Origin of the sequence: Pseudomonas sp. OV226, assembly GCF_003148705.1 — a bacterium.
GTDB lineage: Bacteria > Pseudomonadota > Gammaproteobacteria > Pseudomonadales > Pseudomonadaceae > Aquipseudomonas.
Genome location: NZ_QGGS01000008.1, coordinates 164,826 through 180,265, shown reverse-complemented (window position 1 = coordinate 180,265; position 15,440 = coordinate 164,826). Strand labels below are relative to the sequence as shown.

General features: G+C 59.8%; 14 protein-coding genes. 5 read left to right on the top strand and 9 right to left on the bottom strand.

Annotation, left to right across the window (positions count from 1 at the left end):
* The first annotated feature begins 15 nt into the window (after positions 1-15).
* Together C7534_RS16005 and C7534_RS16000 are read left to right on the top strand one after the other, a co-directional pair.
* The gene (locus C7534_RS16005) at positions 16-336 is read left to right on the top strand and encodes a hypothetical protein (protein WP_046028713.1); all 321 of its coding nucleotides are present in this window, start codon (positions 16-18) and stop codon (positions 334-336) included.
* 104 nt (positions 337-440) lie between these two features.
* The gene (locus C7534_RS16000; protein WP_109786343.1) at positions 441-1,202 is read left to right on the top strand and encodes a YdcF family protein; all 762 of its coding nucleotides are present in this window, start codon (positions 441-443) and stop codon (positions 1,200-1,202) included.
* Positions 1,203-1,313: 111 nt separating this feature from the next.
* Here C7534_RS16000 and lnt read toward each other — a convergent pair whose 3' ends face one another.
* The 5 genes from lnt to miaB all read right to left on the bottom strand — a co-directional run bounded on the left by lnt (position 1,314) and on the right by miaB (position 6,717).
* Positions 1,314-2,837: an apolipoprotein N-acyltransferase gene (gene lnt, locus C7534_RS15995; RefSeq protein ID WP_109786342.1), complete on the bottom strand. Its 1,524-nt coding sequence runs from the start codon at positions 2,835-2,837 to the stop codon at positions 1,314-1,316.
* A gap of 8 nt (positions 2,838-2,845) precedes the next feature.
* Complete coding sequence (locus C7534_RS15990) at positions 2,846-3,685, bottom strand: HlyC/CorC family transporter (RefSeq protein ID WP_046028710.1); 840 nt, start codon at positions 3,683-3,685, stop codon at positions 2,846-2,848.
* A 5-nt stretch (positions 3,686-3,690) separates the two neighbouring features.
* On the bottom strand, positions 3,691-4,185 hold the full coding sequence (gene ybeY, locus C7534_RS15985; protein WP_109786341.1) for an rRNA maturation RNase YbeY: 495 nt from the start codon (positions 4,183-4,185) through the stop codon (positions 3,691-3,693).
* Positions 4,178-5,182: a PhoH family protein gene (locus tag C7534_RS15980; protein WP_046028708.1), complete on the bottom strand. Its 1,005-nt coding sequence runs from the start codon at positions 5,180-5,182 to the stop codon at positions 4,178-4,180. The genes ybeY and C7534_RS15980 overlap by 8 nt, the downstream gene beginning before the upstream one ends.
* A gap of 206 nt (positions 5,183-5,388) precedes the next feature.
* Positions 5,389-6,717 (bottom strand): tRNA (N6-isopentenyl adenosine(37)-C2)-methylthiotransferase MiaB, encoded by a 1,329-nt coding sequence (gene miaB, locus C7534_RS15975; RefSeq protein ID WP_019581336.1) that lies wholly within the window; start codon positions 6,715-6,717, stop codon positions 5,389-5,391.
* A gap of 134 nt (positions 6,718-6,851) precedes the next feature.
* Here miaB and C7534_RS15970 point away from each other — a divergent pair, with 134 nt between their 5' ends.
* Positions 6,852-7,181: a DUF1820 family protein gene (locus C7534_RS15970; RefSeq protein WP_007894425.1), complete on the top strand. Its 330-nt coding sequence runs from the start codon at positions 6,852-6,854 to the stop codon at positions 7,179-7,181.
* A gap of 113 nt (positions 7,182-7,294) precedes the next feature.
* On the opposite strand, the gene C7534_RS15965 is transcribed toward C7534_RS15970, so the two are convergent.
* The 4 genes from C7534_RS15965 to C7534_RS15950 form a co-directional block, all read right to left on the bottom strand.
* Entirely contained in the window at positions 7,295-7,849 is a 555-nt protein-coding gene (locus tag C7534_RS15965) for a tetratricopeptide repeat protein (protein ID WP_077431210.1), read from the bottom strand.
* A 225-nt stretch (positions 7,850-8,074) separates the two neighbouring features.
* On the bottom strand, positions 8,075-9,358 hold the full coding sequence (gene hemL / locus C7534_RS15960; protein WP_046028706.1) for a glutamate-1-semialdehyde 2,1-aminomutase: 1,284 nt from the start codon (positions 9,356-9,358) through the stop codon (positions 8,075-8,077).
* Between the two features lie 15 nt (positions 9,359-9,373).
* Positions 9,374-9,997 (bottom strand): thiamine phosphate synthase, encoded by a 624-nt coding sequence (thiE, locus tag C7534_RS15955; protein ID WP_109786340.1) that lies wholly within the window; start codon positions 9,995-9,997, stop codon positions 9,374-9,376.
* 32 nt (positions 9,998-10,029) lie between these two features.
* Complete coding sequence (locus tag C7534_RS15950) at positions 10,030-10,827, bottom strand: hydroxymethylpyrimidine/phosphomethylpyrimidine kinase (protein WP_109786339.1); 798 nt, start codon at positions 10,825-10,827, stop codon at positions 10,030-10,032.
* 421 nt (positions 10,828-11,248) lie between these two features.
* Here C7534_RS15950 and C7534_RS15945 point away from each other — a divergent pair, with 421 nt between their 5' ends.
* Positions 11,249-13,633, top strand: a complete 2,385-nt coding sequence (locus tag C7534_RS15945; RefSeq protein WP_109786338.1) for a hybrid sensor histidine kinase/response regulator — start codon at positions 11,249-11,251, stop codon at positions 13,631-13,633.
* Positions 13,634-13,708: 75 nt separating this feature from the next.
* Positions 13,709-15,358 (top strand): acyl-CoA dehydrogenase family protein, encoded by a 1,650-nt coding sequence (locus tag C7534_RS15940; protein ID WP_109786337.1) that lies wholly within the window; start codon positions 13,709-13,711, stop codon positions 15,356-15,358.
* The last annotated feature ends 82 nt before the right edge of the window (positions 15,359-15,440 follow it).

Genomic DNA, 15,440 nt, shown 5'->3' with positions numbered 1-15,440 from the left:
CCAATGAGGTGAGGGATGGTTGAGTCACAGCAAAAAGTCACAAAACCGGAGTTGTACGAACGACTGATCGATCGTCTGGGAATGGCCCTGGATGCTGCAAAAACTGCAGGCCGGCTGCGCGATGAGCGTCCCTTGGAGCTGGAGTTGCGCGGCCTTAGCCCCGCAGAGTTTGAATTGGTCAAAGCCTATCTGGATCGCAGTGAACGTGAAACACACGGATGCTTGTCAGCAGCAGTGAAGCAACTCGACGCACCACGTTCGGCCAAAATCATCTGGCTCAAGGATAAAGTCCCGGGCAAGGACGCGGTAAAGGCCCGGTCCCTGCAATTCAAGTAACGGCTCCACGCCATGAAACGTGGTTTTTTAAAGCATAGTCTTCGCGCATTTCTTGTCGCATTGCGTCAACCCACTTAGGCTTCGGGCATCTCAGGAGATGCTCGATGCCTTTTCGTTATTTTGTGAAACAACTTTTGTTGCCTCCCGGCATTCTTTTGCTGTTGCTTGTTCTTGCGTGGTGGTTGCGCCGCTCAAGGCCAAGGCTTGCGGCTGCCTGCTTCGTATTGGGGGCCGGCGGCTTCTGGCTGATGAGCTTGCCGGTGATGGTGGAGTGGAGTGCCAGGGCGCTGGAGCGAAACCCACCGTTGGCGTTCGACGAATGGGCGACCCTGGCGCAGCGCGCGGACGCGATTGTGGTGTTGGGCTCTGGACGTGAACGTGGCGATATTGCCTGGGGGACTGACCAGCCAACTGGCAATGGCCTCGAGCGTGAGCGTTATGCCGCGCGGCTGGCCAAGGCGTCCGGTTTGCCGATTCTGACCAGTGGTGGCCTGCACTACGGCACGCCGCCGACTGAAGCGAAGATGATGGCGGACTCGCTGCTGGATGATTTCGGCGTGTCGGTGCGCTGGCAGGAAGGACGCAGCCGCACGACGTGGGAGAACGCGCAGTTCAGTGCCGAGGTGTTATTGCCCCAAGGGATCAAGCGGGTGGTGGTCGTGACCCATGCCTGGCACATGCCGCGATCTGTCTGGAGTTTCCAGAAGGCAGGATTTGAAGTGGTGCCCGCGCCGGTGGGCTTTTTAGGCGTGGACAATGCGCGACCGCTGGGTGGCTGGATGCCGGAATTCAAGTCGATCTGGCAATCCGGTCAATTGCTGAACGAGGCGGTGGGGCAGGTCGGGTATTCGATGTTTTACCGCTGAAGATCAAAAGATCGCAGCCTCGTTTCACTCGACAGCTCTTACAGGGGATTGCGTTCTCTGTAGGAGCTGTCGAGTGCAACGAGGCTGCGAATTTTTCAGGCGCCGCAATACTTAAACGGTTTTCGCCATCCGGCTGGCAACCAACGCCCAGCCAAACAACAGCACGCAAACAATGATCAGCGGCCACGAGCGCCATTGCAGGTACGGCGTCAGGTTGTGCATCGGTACGACTTCGCCGTACAGGATGCCGCGTTCGAACTGTGGGATCTGCGCAGTAATCTGGCCAAACGGGTTGATCAGGCCGGACACGCCATTGTTGGTGGCGCGGATCATCCAGCGGCCCGCCTCAAGCGCGCGCATCTGCGCCATCTGCAAATGTTGCAGCGGGCCGATGGAGGTGCCGAACCAGGTGTCATTGCTGATGGTCAGCAACAAATCGCTGCGAGCCGCGAGGCTGGCGGCGAATTCCGGGTAGACCACTTCGTAGCAGATGAACGGCGCAATCTGATAACCCTTGGCCTGCAGCATCGGCTGATCGGAGGGGCCTCGGGCGAAATCGGACATAGGCAGGTCGAAGAACGCGATCAGTCCGCGCAGCACATCCTGCAACGGCACGTATTCGCCGAACGGCACCAGTTTCTGCTTGAGGTAGGTGCCATCACCTTCGCCAACCACGGTGATGCCGTTGAAGAAGCGCTTCTCATGGCGTACTTCCATGCGCACCGGCACACCGGTAATCAGCGCGGATTTACGATCGGCGGCGAAATCGCCCATCATGTTCAGGTAGCCTTCGGCGGACGACTTGAGCACCGGAACGGCGGTTTCCGGCCAGATCAGCAGGTCGACGCGTTTGGAGGTAAAGCTCATGTCGCGGTACAGCTCCAGTTGCGCGTTAAGCTGCGCCGGGTCCCACTTCATGCTTTGTTCGATATTGCCTTGAATCGCCGCAACGCTCAGCGCTGGACCGGATGGGCTGGTCCAGGCGTGACCTTTGAGCGCAATGCCGACAGCCCAAGGGCCGATCAACAGCAACACACCGGCTGCGATGAAGCCTTTGCGACCTGTCTTGATCAGGCGCGAGGCGTTGTAAATCAGTGCCGCCGTCAACGCAAGGGTGAACGACACCAGCCACATCCCGCCCAGTGGCGCGAGCCCGGCCAGCGGGCCATTAAGCTGGCTGTAACCGGAGTAAAGCCACGGGAAACCGGTGAGGAACCAGCCGCGAAACGCTTCCTGATCGACCCACAACGCCGCAAAGGCCAAGGCATCGGCCAGCGGCGCTTCGTTGCGACGCAGCCAGCGCGCCCAGATCCAGGCAGGCAGGGCAAAGAACCAGGCAATCGCCGCGGTGAACGCCAGCATCAGCAAGCCGGCCAGCAATACCGAAGCGCCGCCGAAGTTGTGAATGCTGTAGTAGATCCAGCTGGTACCGGCGCCAAACAGGCCGAAACCAAAACACCAGCCACGGCCCAGCGCCTGGCGAGGGTTCAGTTCACGCAAGCCGGCATAAAAGAAACCGACCGCCAGCAATGCCAGTGGCCAGATGTCGAACGGCGCCAGCGCCAGGGTGGTGAGTGCACCGGCCGCCACGGCCAGCAGGTTACCGGGCCAGCCGGGGCGGGTTACGCGGAGCATGTCAGTCCTTAACGGGCAATTGGAGTCAGGCGCAGCAGGTGAATTCGACGGCTGTCGGCATTCAGGATGCGGAAACGATAAGGGCCGATTTCAGTGATTTCGTTGCGCTTTGGCAAGTGCCCGAACGCGCTCATCACCAAACCACCGACGGTATCAAACTCATCGTCGGAGAATTCGCTGTCGAAGAACTCGTTGAAGTTTTCAATCGGCGTCAGGGCCTTGATCAGGAAGTCACCGCTGGGCAGCGGCTTGATGTAGCTGTCTTCTTCGACGTCGTGCTCGTCCTCGATGTCGCCGACAATTTGCTCCAGCACGTCTTCGATGGTCACCAGGCCAGCCACACCGCCGTATTCGTCGATGACGATGGCCATGTGGTTGTGGTTGGCACGAAACTCACGCAGCAGCACGTTAAGGCGCTTGGACTCGGGCACGAAGGTGGCCGGGCGCAGCAGGTCCTTGATGTTGAAGCTGTCGCCGTTCTCCCTGAGGATCAACGGCAGCAAGTCCTTGGCCAGCAGCACGCCCATCACGTCATCGTGGCTTTCGCCGATCACCGGGTAGCGGGAGTGGGCCGAGTCAACCACGGCAGGCAGGAACTCGCGAGGTGTCTGGGTCGCCTTGATGCTGACCATTTGCGAGCGCGGGACCATGATGTCCCGTACTTGCAGGTCCGCAACCTGGATGGCGCCTTCGACGATGGCCAGCGCTTCGCTGTCCAGCAACTTGTTCTGGTGTGCATCGCGCAGGAGCTCCAGCAGCTCCTGACGGTTTTTCGGCTCGTGGGCAAAAGCCTGGGTGAGCTTACCCAGCCAAGACTTCTGCCCGTTGCTCGATCGATCTTCGCTCATAGCGATTACTCTGAATCCTTTGTTGTAACGATAGGGGATGTTTCGGTTTCGTCGTCCGCATAAGGGTCGGGATAGCCCAACTCTGCAAGCAACGTTCGTTCCAGTGCTTCCATTTCTTCGGCTTCGTCGTCATCTATATGGTCGTAACCCAGCAGATGCAAGCAGCCGTGAATGACCAGATGTGCCCAATGGGCCTTGAGTGCCTTGCCTTGCTCGGCGGCTTCGCGCTCGACCACGGCCACGCAGATCACCAGATCGCCCAGCAACGGGATGTCCAGAAACTCGTCGGGCACATCGGCGGGGAACGACAGCACGTTGGTGGCGTAATCCTTTTGCCGCCAGGTGTGATTCAGTTCTCGGCCTTCTTCTTCATCGACCAGTCGAATGGTCATTTCTGAATCGGCAGTGCGCTGGCGCAGGGCCAGTTCGCACCATTGGCGGAACTCGGCTTCGCTGGGGGCGGACGCTTGTGTCGCTAGTTGCAGATCAAGCTCAAGCATCGCGGCGGTTGTCCTTCGGGGCTTCTTCGGTCACGCGATTTTCGAAGCGCTCGTAGGCTTCGACGATGCGCTGCACCAGTGGATGGCGCACAACGTCCTTGGGCATGAAATGGGTGAAGCTGATGCCCGGCACGTCTTTGAGCACCTCGATCACATGGTGCAGCCCGGACTTGGTGCCTTTCGGCAAGTCGACCTGGGTGATGTCGCCGGTGATGACCGCGGTGGACCCAAAGCCGATACGGGTCAGGAACATCTTCATCTGCTCGACGGTGGTGTTCTGGCTTTCGTCGAGGATGATGAAACTGTTGTTCAGCGTGCGACCGCGCATGTAAGCCAGCGGCGCAACTTCGATGACCTGGCGCTCGATCAGCTTGGCGACGTGTTCGAAGCCGAGCATTTCGTAGAGCGCGTCATAGAGCGGGCGCAGGTACGGGTCGATCTTCTGCGACAAGTCGCCGGGCAGGAAGCCAAGCTTTTCGCCCGCCTCAACCGCCGGGCGCACCAGCAGGATGCGGCGAATCTGTTCACGCTCCAGCGCGTCTACCGCGCAGGCAACGGCCAGGTAGGTCTTGCCGGTACCGGCAGGGCCAATGCCGAAATTGATGTCGTTACCGAGAATTTCCTTCACATAGCGCACTTGATTCAAGCCACGAGGGCGAATCATGCCTTTTTTGGTGCGCAGTGCGACGGAGGGTTCGGCAGGGGAGTGGTTATCCAGCTCTTCGACGGCCGATTCCTGCAGGAACAGGTGAACCATGTCCGGCGACAGCTCGGTACCTTTGGTTTCCCGGTACAGGCGGCGCAGGAGGTTTTCCGCGGAGGTGGTGTGTTTGGGCTCGCCGATCAATTCGAACTGGTTTCCGCGATTGCGGATCTCGATGGTCAGGCGCTGTTCGATCAAGCGCAAATGCTCGTCGAATTGCCCGCACAGATTGGCGAAGCGGCGAGCCTCAAAGGGCTCGAGGATGAAACGATGCGGTTCTATGGGTGCGTTCAAGGTCGTATTTAGCCGCCCTGGGGCAATTAAGATGAAATCAAGGATAACGCCAGTGGCTTGGGTGCGAAAGCTCTTAAATATCCCATTTTCAAACACCGCCCCGTAGGAGCAAAGCTTGCTCGCGATGGCTGTCTGGCATTCAACCTTTAAGTTGTCTGACTTGGCGCCATCGCGAGCAAGCTCGGCTTCTACAGTGATGCGCAGTGTTACTGGATCAGCGAGCCCCGCAGCGAGTGCGGTTGTGCGGCGTCAATGTGCACGTCGGCGAACTGTCCGATCAGCGTTGGATTGTCGCAGCGGAAGTTGACGATACGGTTATTCTCGGTCCGGCCTTGCAGCTCGCCGGGGTCTTTTTTCGAATAGTCGGTGACCAGAATCCGCTGGACCGAACCGACCATTTGTCGGCTGATCTCGAAACCTTGCTGGTTCAGGCGATGTTGCAGGGCATTCAGTCGCTCTTTTTTCAGCTCTTCCGGCGTCTCGTCGGCCAGGTCGGCCGCTGGGGTGCCCGGGCGCTGGCTGTAGACGAACGAGTAGGAAAAGTCGAAGCCGACGTCTTCGATCAGCTTCATCGTTTGTTCGAAGTCTTTCTCGGTTTCGCCCGGGAAGCCGACGATGAAGTCCGAACTGATGCAAATGCCCGGCACGGCGGCCCGCAGCTTGCGCAGTTTGGATTTGTATTCCAGCGCGGTGTGGTTCCGTTTCATTGCCGCGAGAATCCGGTCCGAACCCGACTGCACCGGCAAGTGCAGGTGTTTGACCAGTTCCGGCACATCGGCGTGGGCCTGGATCAGGCTGTCGGAGAACTCCAGCGGGTGCGACGTGGTGTAGCGAATCCGGTCGATGCCATCGACAGCGGCCACGACACGAATCAGCTCGGCCAGATCGGCCAGGCGACCGTCATGGGTGGTGCCGCGATAACCGTTGACGTTCTGACCCAGCAGCGTCACTTCACGTACGCCGTTTTCGGCCAGGTGGATGATCTCGGCAATCACGTCGTCGAACGGGCGGCTGACTTCTTCACCGCGGGTGTACGGCACCACGCAGAACGTGCAGTACTTGCTGCAGCCTTCCATCACCGAGACATAGGCGCTCGGGCCGTCGATGCGCGGTTCTGGCAAATGGTCGAATTTTTCGATTTCCGGGAACGAGACGTCGACTTGCGGCAGTTTGGTGGCGCGAGCAGCGTCGATCATTTCCGGCAGGCGGTGCAGGGTTTGCGGGCCGAACACCACGTCGACGTACGGGGCACGATCGCGGATGGCGGCGCCTTCCTGACTGGCCACGCAACCACCGACGGCGATCACCATTTCAGGGTTGGCGAGTTTCAGTTCACGCCAGCGGCCGAGCTGGGAGTACACCCGGTCCTGGGCGCGTTCGCGAATGGAGCAGGTGTTGAGCAGGATCACGTCGGCATCTTCAGCGCGAGCAGTGACTTCCAGGGCCTGGTGTTCACCCAGCAAGTCGACCATGCGCGAGCTGTCGTACTCGTTCATCTGGCAACCGTGGGTTTCGATGTAAAGCTTCTTGGCCATGGATACAGTCATCACGTGATTCAAAGAACCGCGCATTATAGGGAACATGTCCCAAGGTTCCTACCGTTGTGCGTCCGGTGGCTATGCTATAGTTCGCGCCCTCATTTTTATCCCCGATGTGTTGCCCGCCCGCCATGACCAAACGTGAAGCCCCAATCTACAAGGTGATTTTCCTCAACCAGGGCCAGGTGTACGAAATGTATGCCAAGCAGATCTACCAAAGTGATCTGTGGGGGTTTCTGGAAGTGGAAGAGTTCGTCTTTGGCGAGCGCACGCAAGTGGTCGTCGATCCGAGCGAAGAGAAGCTCAAGGCTCAGTTTGAAGGCGTTGTGCGCAGCTTTGTGCCGATGCATTCGATTGTGCGCATCGATGAGGTAGAGCGTCTGGGTACGCCGAAAATCAGCGAAGCCCGTGGCGCGGTCGGCAATGTCATGCCGTTTCCGATGCCGATGCCTGAAAAGTAGGCATTGAAACCGAGGTGACACAATCGCGGGCAAGCCTTGCTCCTACAGGTTCACCACTGCTCTTGTAGGAGCAAGGCTTGCCCGCGATTGCGTCAGAGAGGTCGGTAAAGAAATCAGGGAAGAGGCGAAAACGGCGTACGCCCATCGGCGCTCTGCAATTCCATCAGGTATTTACGGAAAATTTGCCCCAGTACCTGGGTGGCGACTTCCAGCTCTTCGCGCGGCATTTTCTCGGTGACTTCGTCGGCGGTGTCCAGCGCCTCTTCAGCGCCGTTGACCGCCGCCATTTTCAGCAGAATGTAAGCCTGGACGTTATTGGCCGGCACACCTTCGCCATGGAAGAACATGGTGCCGAGTTTGAATTGCGCCTGGGCATGGCCTTGCAGCGAGGCTTTTTCGAAATAGCTGAGGGCTTTATTGAGGTCGCGTGGCGCGTTTTTGCCTTCGTAGTAGAACTCACCCAACTCGTATTGCGCTTGCGCATCCCCTTCATCCGACGCTTTTTGGCAGGCGGCGAGCGCTTGCGTCAGGTCTTGCGGCTGAGTATTGAGGGTGCAGCGACCCATCGCTGGGATTAACAACGAGTTGCCGCCTGCTTGTGCGAGCGCGAGCAGGGGCTGAAGGAGCAACAGGCAGCCCATTGCAAGGGCGCGGCCGGTGCGGTTCATGAGAATCGACTTACCTCTGAAGGGCGCGCGGACCCATCGAGGGGATCCAATAAGCGCGCATTATGAAATAAGCAGGGCCAACCTTACAAAGTCTTTACTCGTTTTTCTGCTGCGTGGGGAATATATCGCCCAATTTGCGGGGGATTATTAGCGCAAGCGTCGGAATAACAGTGCGGATGTAGGTGAAAGCTGACGTCGGCAGTCGCCAACGTCAGCAGCAAAACGTTATTTCAATGCGGCGAATGCACGCTCGGCAGCGTCCAGTGTCAGTTTCAACTCGGTTTCGCCATGAGCGATCGAGGTGAAGCCGGCTTCGAACGCGCTCGGCGCCAGGTAAACCCCGCCTTCGAGCATCAAGTGGAAGAAGCGGCCGAACAGGGCGGCATCGCTCGCCATCACGTCATCGAACGTCACGATATCGTCGGCGCCACTGAAATACAGGCCGAACATGCCACCGGCTTGCGTGGTCACGAACGGAATGCCCGCGGCATCGGCGCGTTGTTGCAGGCCGTCGAGCAGACGCGTGGTGTAGTCGGTCAGTTCGGCGTGGAAACCCGGACGGCTGATCAAGCGCAAAGTGGTCAGGCCGGCGGCCATGGCCAGCGGGTTGCCCGACAACGTGCCGGCCTGGTACACCGGGCCCAGCGGCGCAATGTGCTGCATGATTTCGCGTTTGCCGCCGAAGCAGCCAACGGGCATGCCGCCACCGATGATTTTGCCGAAGGTGCTCAGGTCCGGCGTTACGCCGTAGTAAGCCTGGGCTCCGCCGAGGGCAACGCGGAAACCAGTCATCACTTCGTCGAAAATCAGCACTACGCCGTGCTTGTCGCACAGTGTCCGCAGGCCTTCGAGGAAGCCTGGCGCTGGCGGTACGCAGTTCATGTTGCCGGCCACTGGCTCAACGATGATGCACGCCACGTCCTGGCCGACTTCGGCGAGCATGGTTTCTACCGCGTTGATGTCGTTGAACGGCAGGGTCAAGGTGTGTTTGGCAAAGGCTGCCGGCACGCCGGCCGAGCTCGGTACGCCTTGGGTCAGCGCGCCAGAGCCGGCCTTGACCAGCAGGCTGTCGGAGTGGCCGTGGTAGCAGCCTTCAAACTTGATGATGCTGTCGCGGCCGGTGAAGCCACGGGCCAGACGGATCGCGCTCATGGTCGCTTCGGTGCCGGAGCTGACCATACGCACCATTTCCATCGACGGCACGATCGAGCAGACCAGGTCTGCCATCTCGGTTTCCATCGCGGTCGGGGCGCCATAGGACAAACCGTGTGCCAGTTGTTTGCGCACCGCGTCCAGCACGTCCGGATGGCTATGGCCGAGAATCATCGGCCCCCAGGAGCCGACGTAATCCACATAGCGCTTGTCGTCTTCGTCGGTAACGTAGGCGCCTTCAGCGTGTTTGAAGAACAGCGGGGTGCCGCCGACGCTTTTGAACGCGCGCACAGGCGAGTTCACGCCACCGGGAATGTGTTTCTGGGCATTGGCAAACAGGGTTTCGGAACGAGACATGGTCGGGCTCTCAAATCAGATTTTAAGTAGTTCGTTAAAGGCGCGGGCGCGGCGTGTCACTTCAGCCGTACTCTCGGCGCCAAAAAGACCGTGGACGACCGCCAGCAGATCAACCCCGTGGGCCACCAACGGGGCGGCGTTTTCCAGGGTGATGCCGCCAATCGCGCAGATTGGCAGGTGCAATGTGCGGCGAGCCTGGTCGAGCAAGTCAAGGCTGCAAGTGGGTGCGCCGGGTTTGGTGTTCGAATTGAAGAAGCGGCCGAAGGCGACGTAGCTCGCACCTTCTTTGGCGGCTTGTTCGGCCAGTTCGAGTTGCGCATGGCAGGTCGAACCGATGATTGCCTTGGAGCCGAGCAAGGCGCGGGTCGGAGACAGCGGACCATCGGTCTGTCCCAGATGCACACCCACGTTCAGGCGGGCAGCGAGTTCGGCGTCGTCGTTGATGATCAACTGGGTCTTGTAGCGATCGCACAGATCGCGCAGTGCTTCGGCTTCACGCAATCGGCGGGCCTCGTCACTGCTTTTGTCGCGGTACTGCAGCAAGGTGACGCCGCCTTCCAGCGCCGCCTCCACGTACGAAAGAAATTTACCGGCCAGCAACTGGCTATCGGTAATGGCGTACAGGCCACGTAGTTTCATCGGACAAGCCTCGGCGCTTTACGCATCAAAAGTTACGAACAGAAATCCAGAGGCAGGCGGCGCGGCACGAACTGGCCTTTGCCCAGTTGCTCCGCATCACGCAGGGTTCGCCATGTGTAGTTAAGCGCGGTCTGCACGGCGCTGGCGAGGTTTTCACCCAGGGCCAGACGACCGGCCAACGCGCTGGCCAGCGTGCAACCGGAACCGTGATAACTGCCGGGCAAGCGCTGGCAGGTAAAGGTTTCGCGGTGGCCGTCGCGGCTGTAGAGGCGATTGTGGATTTCGTGTTCGTCGCCATGACCGCCCGTGATCAGCAGGTGTTTGACAAACGGCAGCAGTTTTTCTGCGCATTCGTCGGCCGTGCCTTCTGGCAGTTCGGCGAGGATGCGCGCTTCGGGAAGGTTAGGGGTGGCGATGATGGACAGGGGCAGCAGGCGTTCGCGCATGGCGTAGCCGACTTCGTCCTTGCCCAGTCGTCCGCCACCGCCGGCGCGCAGCACCGGGTCGCAGACGACCGGCAGGTGCGGGTGCGCCTGAAGCAGTTCGACCACGGTGTCGACCATCTCCAGGGAACCGAGCATGCCCAGTTTGACGGCGGCGACTTCGGAGTCGTTGAGCACGGCATTGGCCTGGGCCAACACCCACTCACGGTCGAGGACGCGGAAGTCAGTGACGTTGACCGTGTCTTGCACGGTCAGGGCGGTGACGGCCGGGGCCGCATGGCAACCCTGCGCGAGCAAGGCTTCGATATCTGCCTGCAAGCCGGCGCCACCACTTGGATCGTGGCCGGAGAGACAGAGGACAACGGGGCGAGAGCTGTAGATATTCATGGTGCGCGAGCTTACCACCAGTCGACCAGCGAGTCATGAGACGGACTTGTAGCAGCTGGCGCAGCCTGCGTCCGGCTGCGCAGCAGTCGTAAACCCAGACAACGCGGTCAATCAGACAGACCGCGAATTCAGGTTTAACGACTGCTGCGCAGCCGGACGCAGGCTTCGCCAGCTGCTACAGGAATGTGTAAAACGGCCGATGCATTGATACAACCTGACCAATCAAGCTGGTTTTGCGCAAAATTTGTCGCTGGAACGCCCGTGCTAGAGCCTCTGCGAAAAAAATTCAATGGTGTTCAATGGCCATCAACGGCTATGCTAGAGTGGATCCAAACCAATAACAGGTAATGCCGGTTTTACGTCTACTCAAAGGGAATGAGGGGCTTCCTGAGATAACCGGACAGGCCACGCTGGGGCTTAAATGCGCTATTTGCTGATGTTGCTGCTTTGCTTGCCCCTCATGGCGAGCGCCATCGAGTTCGATGAATCTACCCAGAGCCTTCCCCTGGGCCGAGTCATGCAGGTGTACGAAGACGCGGACGGTCAGGCGACCATCGCCGATGTTCTTGCGCAAGCGGCGGCTGGAAACTTCAAACCCCACGATAAAGCCACCCTCAATGCCGGGTACTCGCGCTCGGTGTTCTGGCTGAAAATCGACCTGCATTACCGTCCGACCAACCCGTCAGTACAACGCACCTGGCTTCTTGAACTGGCCTATCCGCCGCTCGATCACCTTGATCTGTACTTGCCCGATGCCGGCGGTGACTATCGCCTGGCCCGGCAGACGGGCGATGCCTTGCCGTTTGCCACGCGTGAGATCCGCCAGAACAACTACCTGTTCGATTTGAACTTCACACCTGACCAGGCACAAACGGTGTACCTGCGCCTGCAAAGCGAAGGCTCCATCCAGGCGCCGGTGACCTTGTGGTCGAGCACCGCTTTTCTCGAAGAGCAGCCCGTGCGGCTTTATGTGCTGGGGCTGATCTACGGCGTGTTGTTGGGGATGCTGGTTTACAACCTGTTCATCTACCTGAGCGTGCGTGACACCAGCTATCTCTATTACATCTTCTACATCGCCTCGTTCGGTCTGTATCAACTGTCGGTCAATGGCGCGGCCGTGGAGTATTTCTGGCCGGACAATCCTTGGTGGGCCAACGCGGCAACACCGTTCTTCATCGGCTGCGCCGGACTGTTCGGCAGTCAGTTTGCTCGAAGCTTCTTGCAGACCGGGTCCTATGGTCGCTGGCTCGATCGCTTGTTGCTGGCCTTGATTGCATTCAGCGCGACGGTGATCGGGTTGTCGTTGATGGCCAGCTATGCCCTGGCCTTGCGTCTGGCCACCGCCCTGGCCTTGTCCTTCACCGTGGTGATTTTTGCCGCCGGGCTGTGTGCCTGGTTGCGCGGCCTGCGTGTGGCGCGGTATTTCATCATTGCCTGGTCGGCGTTTTTGCTCGGTGGCATCGTCAACACGATGATGGTGCTGGGTTATCTGCCCAACGTGTTCCTGACCATGTATTCAAGCCAGATCGGCTCGGCGATTGAAGTCGCACTGCTGTCGCTGGCCTTGGCCGATCGCATCAACGCCATGCGCGAGCAGCAAGCACAAACGCTGTTTGATGCGGGGCAAAAGCTCGAAGTGTTGAACCAGCAATTGGCTCACAGTAACAAGCTCAAGGATGAATTCCTTGCCACCTTGACCCACGAATTGCGCACCCCCATGAACGGCGTGATCGGTTCGCTGGAGTTGATGCAGACCGTCGAGATGGACCCTGAGCTGGAGCAATACCAGCAAACCGCTGCCGGTTCGGCGCGGGACATGATGCGCATGGTCAACGGCATCCTGACGCTGACCGAATTGCAGGCCGGCAAACTCAAGGCCACCCCGGCGGCGTTCAGCTTGCGGGGTGTGGTCGATGGCTTGCGGGCGCAGTTCGAGGGCAACGCATCGAGCAAGTCGCTGGATTTCAAAGTCGACGTCACGCCGGGACTGCCGGATCGCCTGCACGGCGACAGCGCAAAGCTGGCGCAATGCCTGGAATGCCTGCTGGACAACGCAATCAAGTTCACCCGGGTCGGCGGGCTGGCGCTGCGGGTGACGGGCAAACCGGTGGAAAACGGTCGGCTGTCGTTGTCATTTGCAGTGATCGACACGGGCATCGGTTTTACCGACCTGGGGGAGGCGACCATGTACCAGCGTTTCTTCCAGCTCGACGGTTCGATGACCCGCGAATATGGCGGTTTGGGCGTGGGGTTGGCGATTTGTCGGCAACTGGTCGAATTGCTCGGTGGGCGCCTGACTCACCGCTCCGAACCCGGCAGTGGCAGTCGTTTCCAGCTGGATGTCGACGTAGAAGTGACTGTCGTGGAACGCCCGGCCTTACCGTCGATGAATCGCGAGGTCCCGGGGTTGCGCTTGCCAAAGGATTGCAACGTGTTGCTGGTGGATGACAACAGCGTCAATCAGTTGGTGATGCGCGGCATGTTGCTCAAGCTCGGGTTCCGGGTGCGTTCGGCCGACAACGGTCTGGCCGCCCTCGACCAGTTGCAGCTTGAAACCTTTGATGCGGTGCTGGTCGATTGTCAGTTGCCACCGCTGGACGGTATCTCCCTGTGCTGCCAGATCCGCGCCTTGCCGGGCTGTGCTCATTTGCCGGTGTTCGTGGTGGCGCTGAGTGTTGATCGTGAACGCTGCCCGACCGGTGACATGATCGACTACCTGAATAAACCGGTGAAATTCGAGGACTTGCAGGCCGCGCTCTATCGTCGGGTGCTGTGTCCAAGGCAGGGCGAAAGCGCCGACAGTTAGGCGGATATGCCACTTTGTTCAGCCTCGGTGCAGTGCTTAACTGAACCCCTTGGCTGACCCAAAGGAGCCCCCGTCATGAACCTGCATCAGTTCGCTGAAACCCACGAAGTCACCAACCAGCCACCGTCGCTGGACGGTACCAACCTCTATCGCATCGACCTTCCGCTGCAGGAATGGTCGCGGCGTTTCGGGGCCGGTTGGGCCGAATCGCGGATCGACGCCTATGGCGCCTTGGCGGGCGGGCCACTGATGGACGCCGGGTTCCTGGCCAATCAGAACAAACCGGTGTTCGTCAGTCATGACCGTTATGGTCATCGCATCGACCTGGTGGAATTCCACCCGGCCTATCACCAATTGATGCGCACCGCCGTCGAACACGGGCTGACCTCGTTGCCCTGGGCGCATCCGCAGACAGGGGCGCATGTGGCCCGTGCGTCCATGAGTTATCTGCACAGCCAGGCCGAAGCCGGCAGTGGCTGCCCTTTGACCATGACCTTCGCCAGCGTTCCGGCGATGCGCCTGCAACCGGATCTGGCCGATCAATGGCTGCCGAAAATCCTCGCCACCGAATATGACCCGCGCAACGTTGGCATGGCGCACAAGGCCGGTGTGACCATCGGCATGGCCATGACCGAAAAGCAGGGCGGCACCGACGTGCGCGCCAACACCACCAAGGCCTATCCGGTGGACGCCAGTGGTCCGGGGCAGGCTTACGAGTTGGTGGGGCACAAGTGGTTCTGCTCGGCACCGATGTGCGATGCCTTCCTGACCCTGGCGCAAACGGACAAGGGCCTGACCTGTTTCCTGCTGCCGCGCCACCGGCCGGACGATACGCGCAATCAGTTCTACATCCAGCGCTTGAAGAACAAATTGGGCAACTGCTCCAACGCCTCCAGCGAAGTGGAATTTCGCGGGGCGCTGGCCTGGATGGTCGGCGAAGAAGGGCGGGGTGTTCCGACCATCATTGAAATGGTGGCCATGACCCGCTTCGATTGCATGGTCGGTTCCAGCGCACTGATGCGCCAGGCCCTGACCCAGGCCAGTCACCACTGCGCCCACCGTACAGTCGGTGGCAAGGTGCTCAGTGAACAACCCTTGATGCAAAACGTGCTGGCCGATCTGGCGCTGGAAAGTGAAGCCGCCCTGGCTTTGAGCCTGCGCATGGGCAAGGCACTGGACCATCTGGACGATAGCCACGAAGCCAAATTCGCCCGGCTGGTTACCGCGGTGGGCAAGTACTGGATCTGCAAACGCGCGCCCGCCATGATCAACGAAGCGGCCGAATGCATGGGCGGCGCTGGCTATGTCGAAGAAAGCATCCTGCCGCGTCTGTACCGAGAGGCGCCGGTCAATTCGACGTGGGAAGGTTCCGGCAACGTGCAGTGCCTGGATGTGCTGCGAGCCTTGTCCAAAGAACCGGGTGTGCTTGATGTGCTGTTCAGTGAACTGGGCGACGGTCATGGCGATAAACGCTTGGCCGCGCACATCCAGCAATTGCAGGCGCAGTTCAAAGACACCAGCGACATTCAATACCGCGCCCGCCAGTTCACCGAAGACATTGCCTTGGGGCTTCAGGCCAAGCTGTTGCTGGAGGCGGGCAATGCGGCGGTCAGTGATGCGTTTATCGTCAGCCGGCTCGGTTCGGCCGGTCGGGTGTATGGCGCGTTGCCACGTGGGCTGGATGTGGAAGCAATCGTCGCCCGGTCGACCCCGCAGGGTTTTTGACCGTTGCAAAACCCTGTGGGAGCGGGCTTGCCCGCGAATGCGGTCTGACATTCAACATTAATGGTGTCTGACACACCGCTAT

What these genes read in the sequence shown, in the direction of transcription:
- C7534_RS16005 (WP_046028713.1), top strand. Translation starts at nt 16, where the DNA reads ATGGTTGAGTCACAGCAAAAAGTCACAAAACCGGAGTTGTACGAACGA.
- C7534_RS16000 (WP_109786343.1), top strand. Translation starts at nt 441, where the DNA reads ATGCCTTTTCGTTATTTTGTGAAACAACTTTTGTTGCCTCCCGGCATT.
- lnt (WP_109786342.1), bottom strand. Translation starts at nt 2,837, where the DNA reads ATGCTCCGCGTAACCCGCCCCGGCTGGCCCGGTAACCTGCTGGCCGTG.
- C7534_RS15990 (WP_046028710.1), bottom strand. Translation starts at nt 3,685, where the DNA reads ATGAGCGAAGATCGATCGAGCAACGGGCAGAAGTCTTGGCTGGGTAAG.
- ybeY (WP_109786341.1), bottom strand. Translation starts at nt 4,185, where the DNA reads ATGCTTGAGCTTGATCTGCAACTAGCGACACAAGCGTCCGCCCCCAGC.
- miaB (WP_019581336.1), bottom strand. Translation starts at nt 6,717, where the DNA reads ATGGCCAAGAAGCTTTACATCGAAACCCACGGTTGCCAGATGAACGAG.
- C7534_RS15970 (WP_007894425.1), top strand. Translation starts at nt 6,852, where the DNA reads ATGACCAAACGTGAAGCCCCAATCTACAAGGTGATTTTCCTCAACCAG.
- C7534_RS15965 (WP_077431210.1), bottom strand. Translation starts at nt 7,849, where the DNA reads ATGAACCGCACCGGCCGCGCCCTTGCAATGGGCTGCCTGTTGCTCCTT.
- hemL (WP_046028706.1), bottom strand. Translation starts at nt 9,358, where the DNA reads ATGTCTCGTTCCGAAACCCTGTTTGCCAATGCCCAGAAACACATTCCC.
- thiE (WP_109786340.1), bottom strand. Translation starts at nt 9,997, where the DNA reads ATGAAACTACGTGGCCTGTACGCCATTACCGATAGCCAGTTGCTGGCC.
- C7534_RS15950 (WP_109786339.1), bottom strand. Translation starts at nt 10,827, where the DNA reads ATGAATATCTACAGCTCTCGCCCCGTTGTCCTCTGTCTCTCCGGCCAC.
- C7534_RS15945 (WP_109786338.1), top strand. Translation starts at nt 11,249, where the DNA reads ATGCGCTATTTGCTGATGTTGCTGCTTTGCTTGCCCCTCATGGCGAGC.
- C7534_RS15940 (WP_109786337.1), top strand. Translation starts at nt 13,709, where the DNA reads ATGAACCTGCATCAGTTCGCTGAAACCCACGAAGTCACCAACCAGCCA.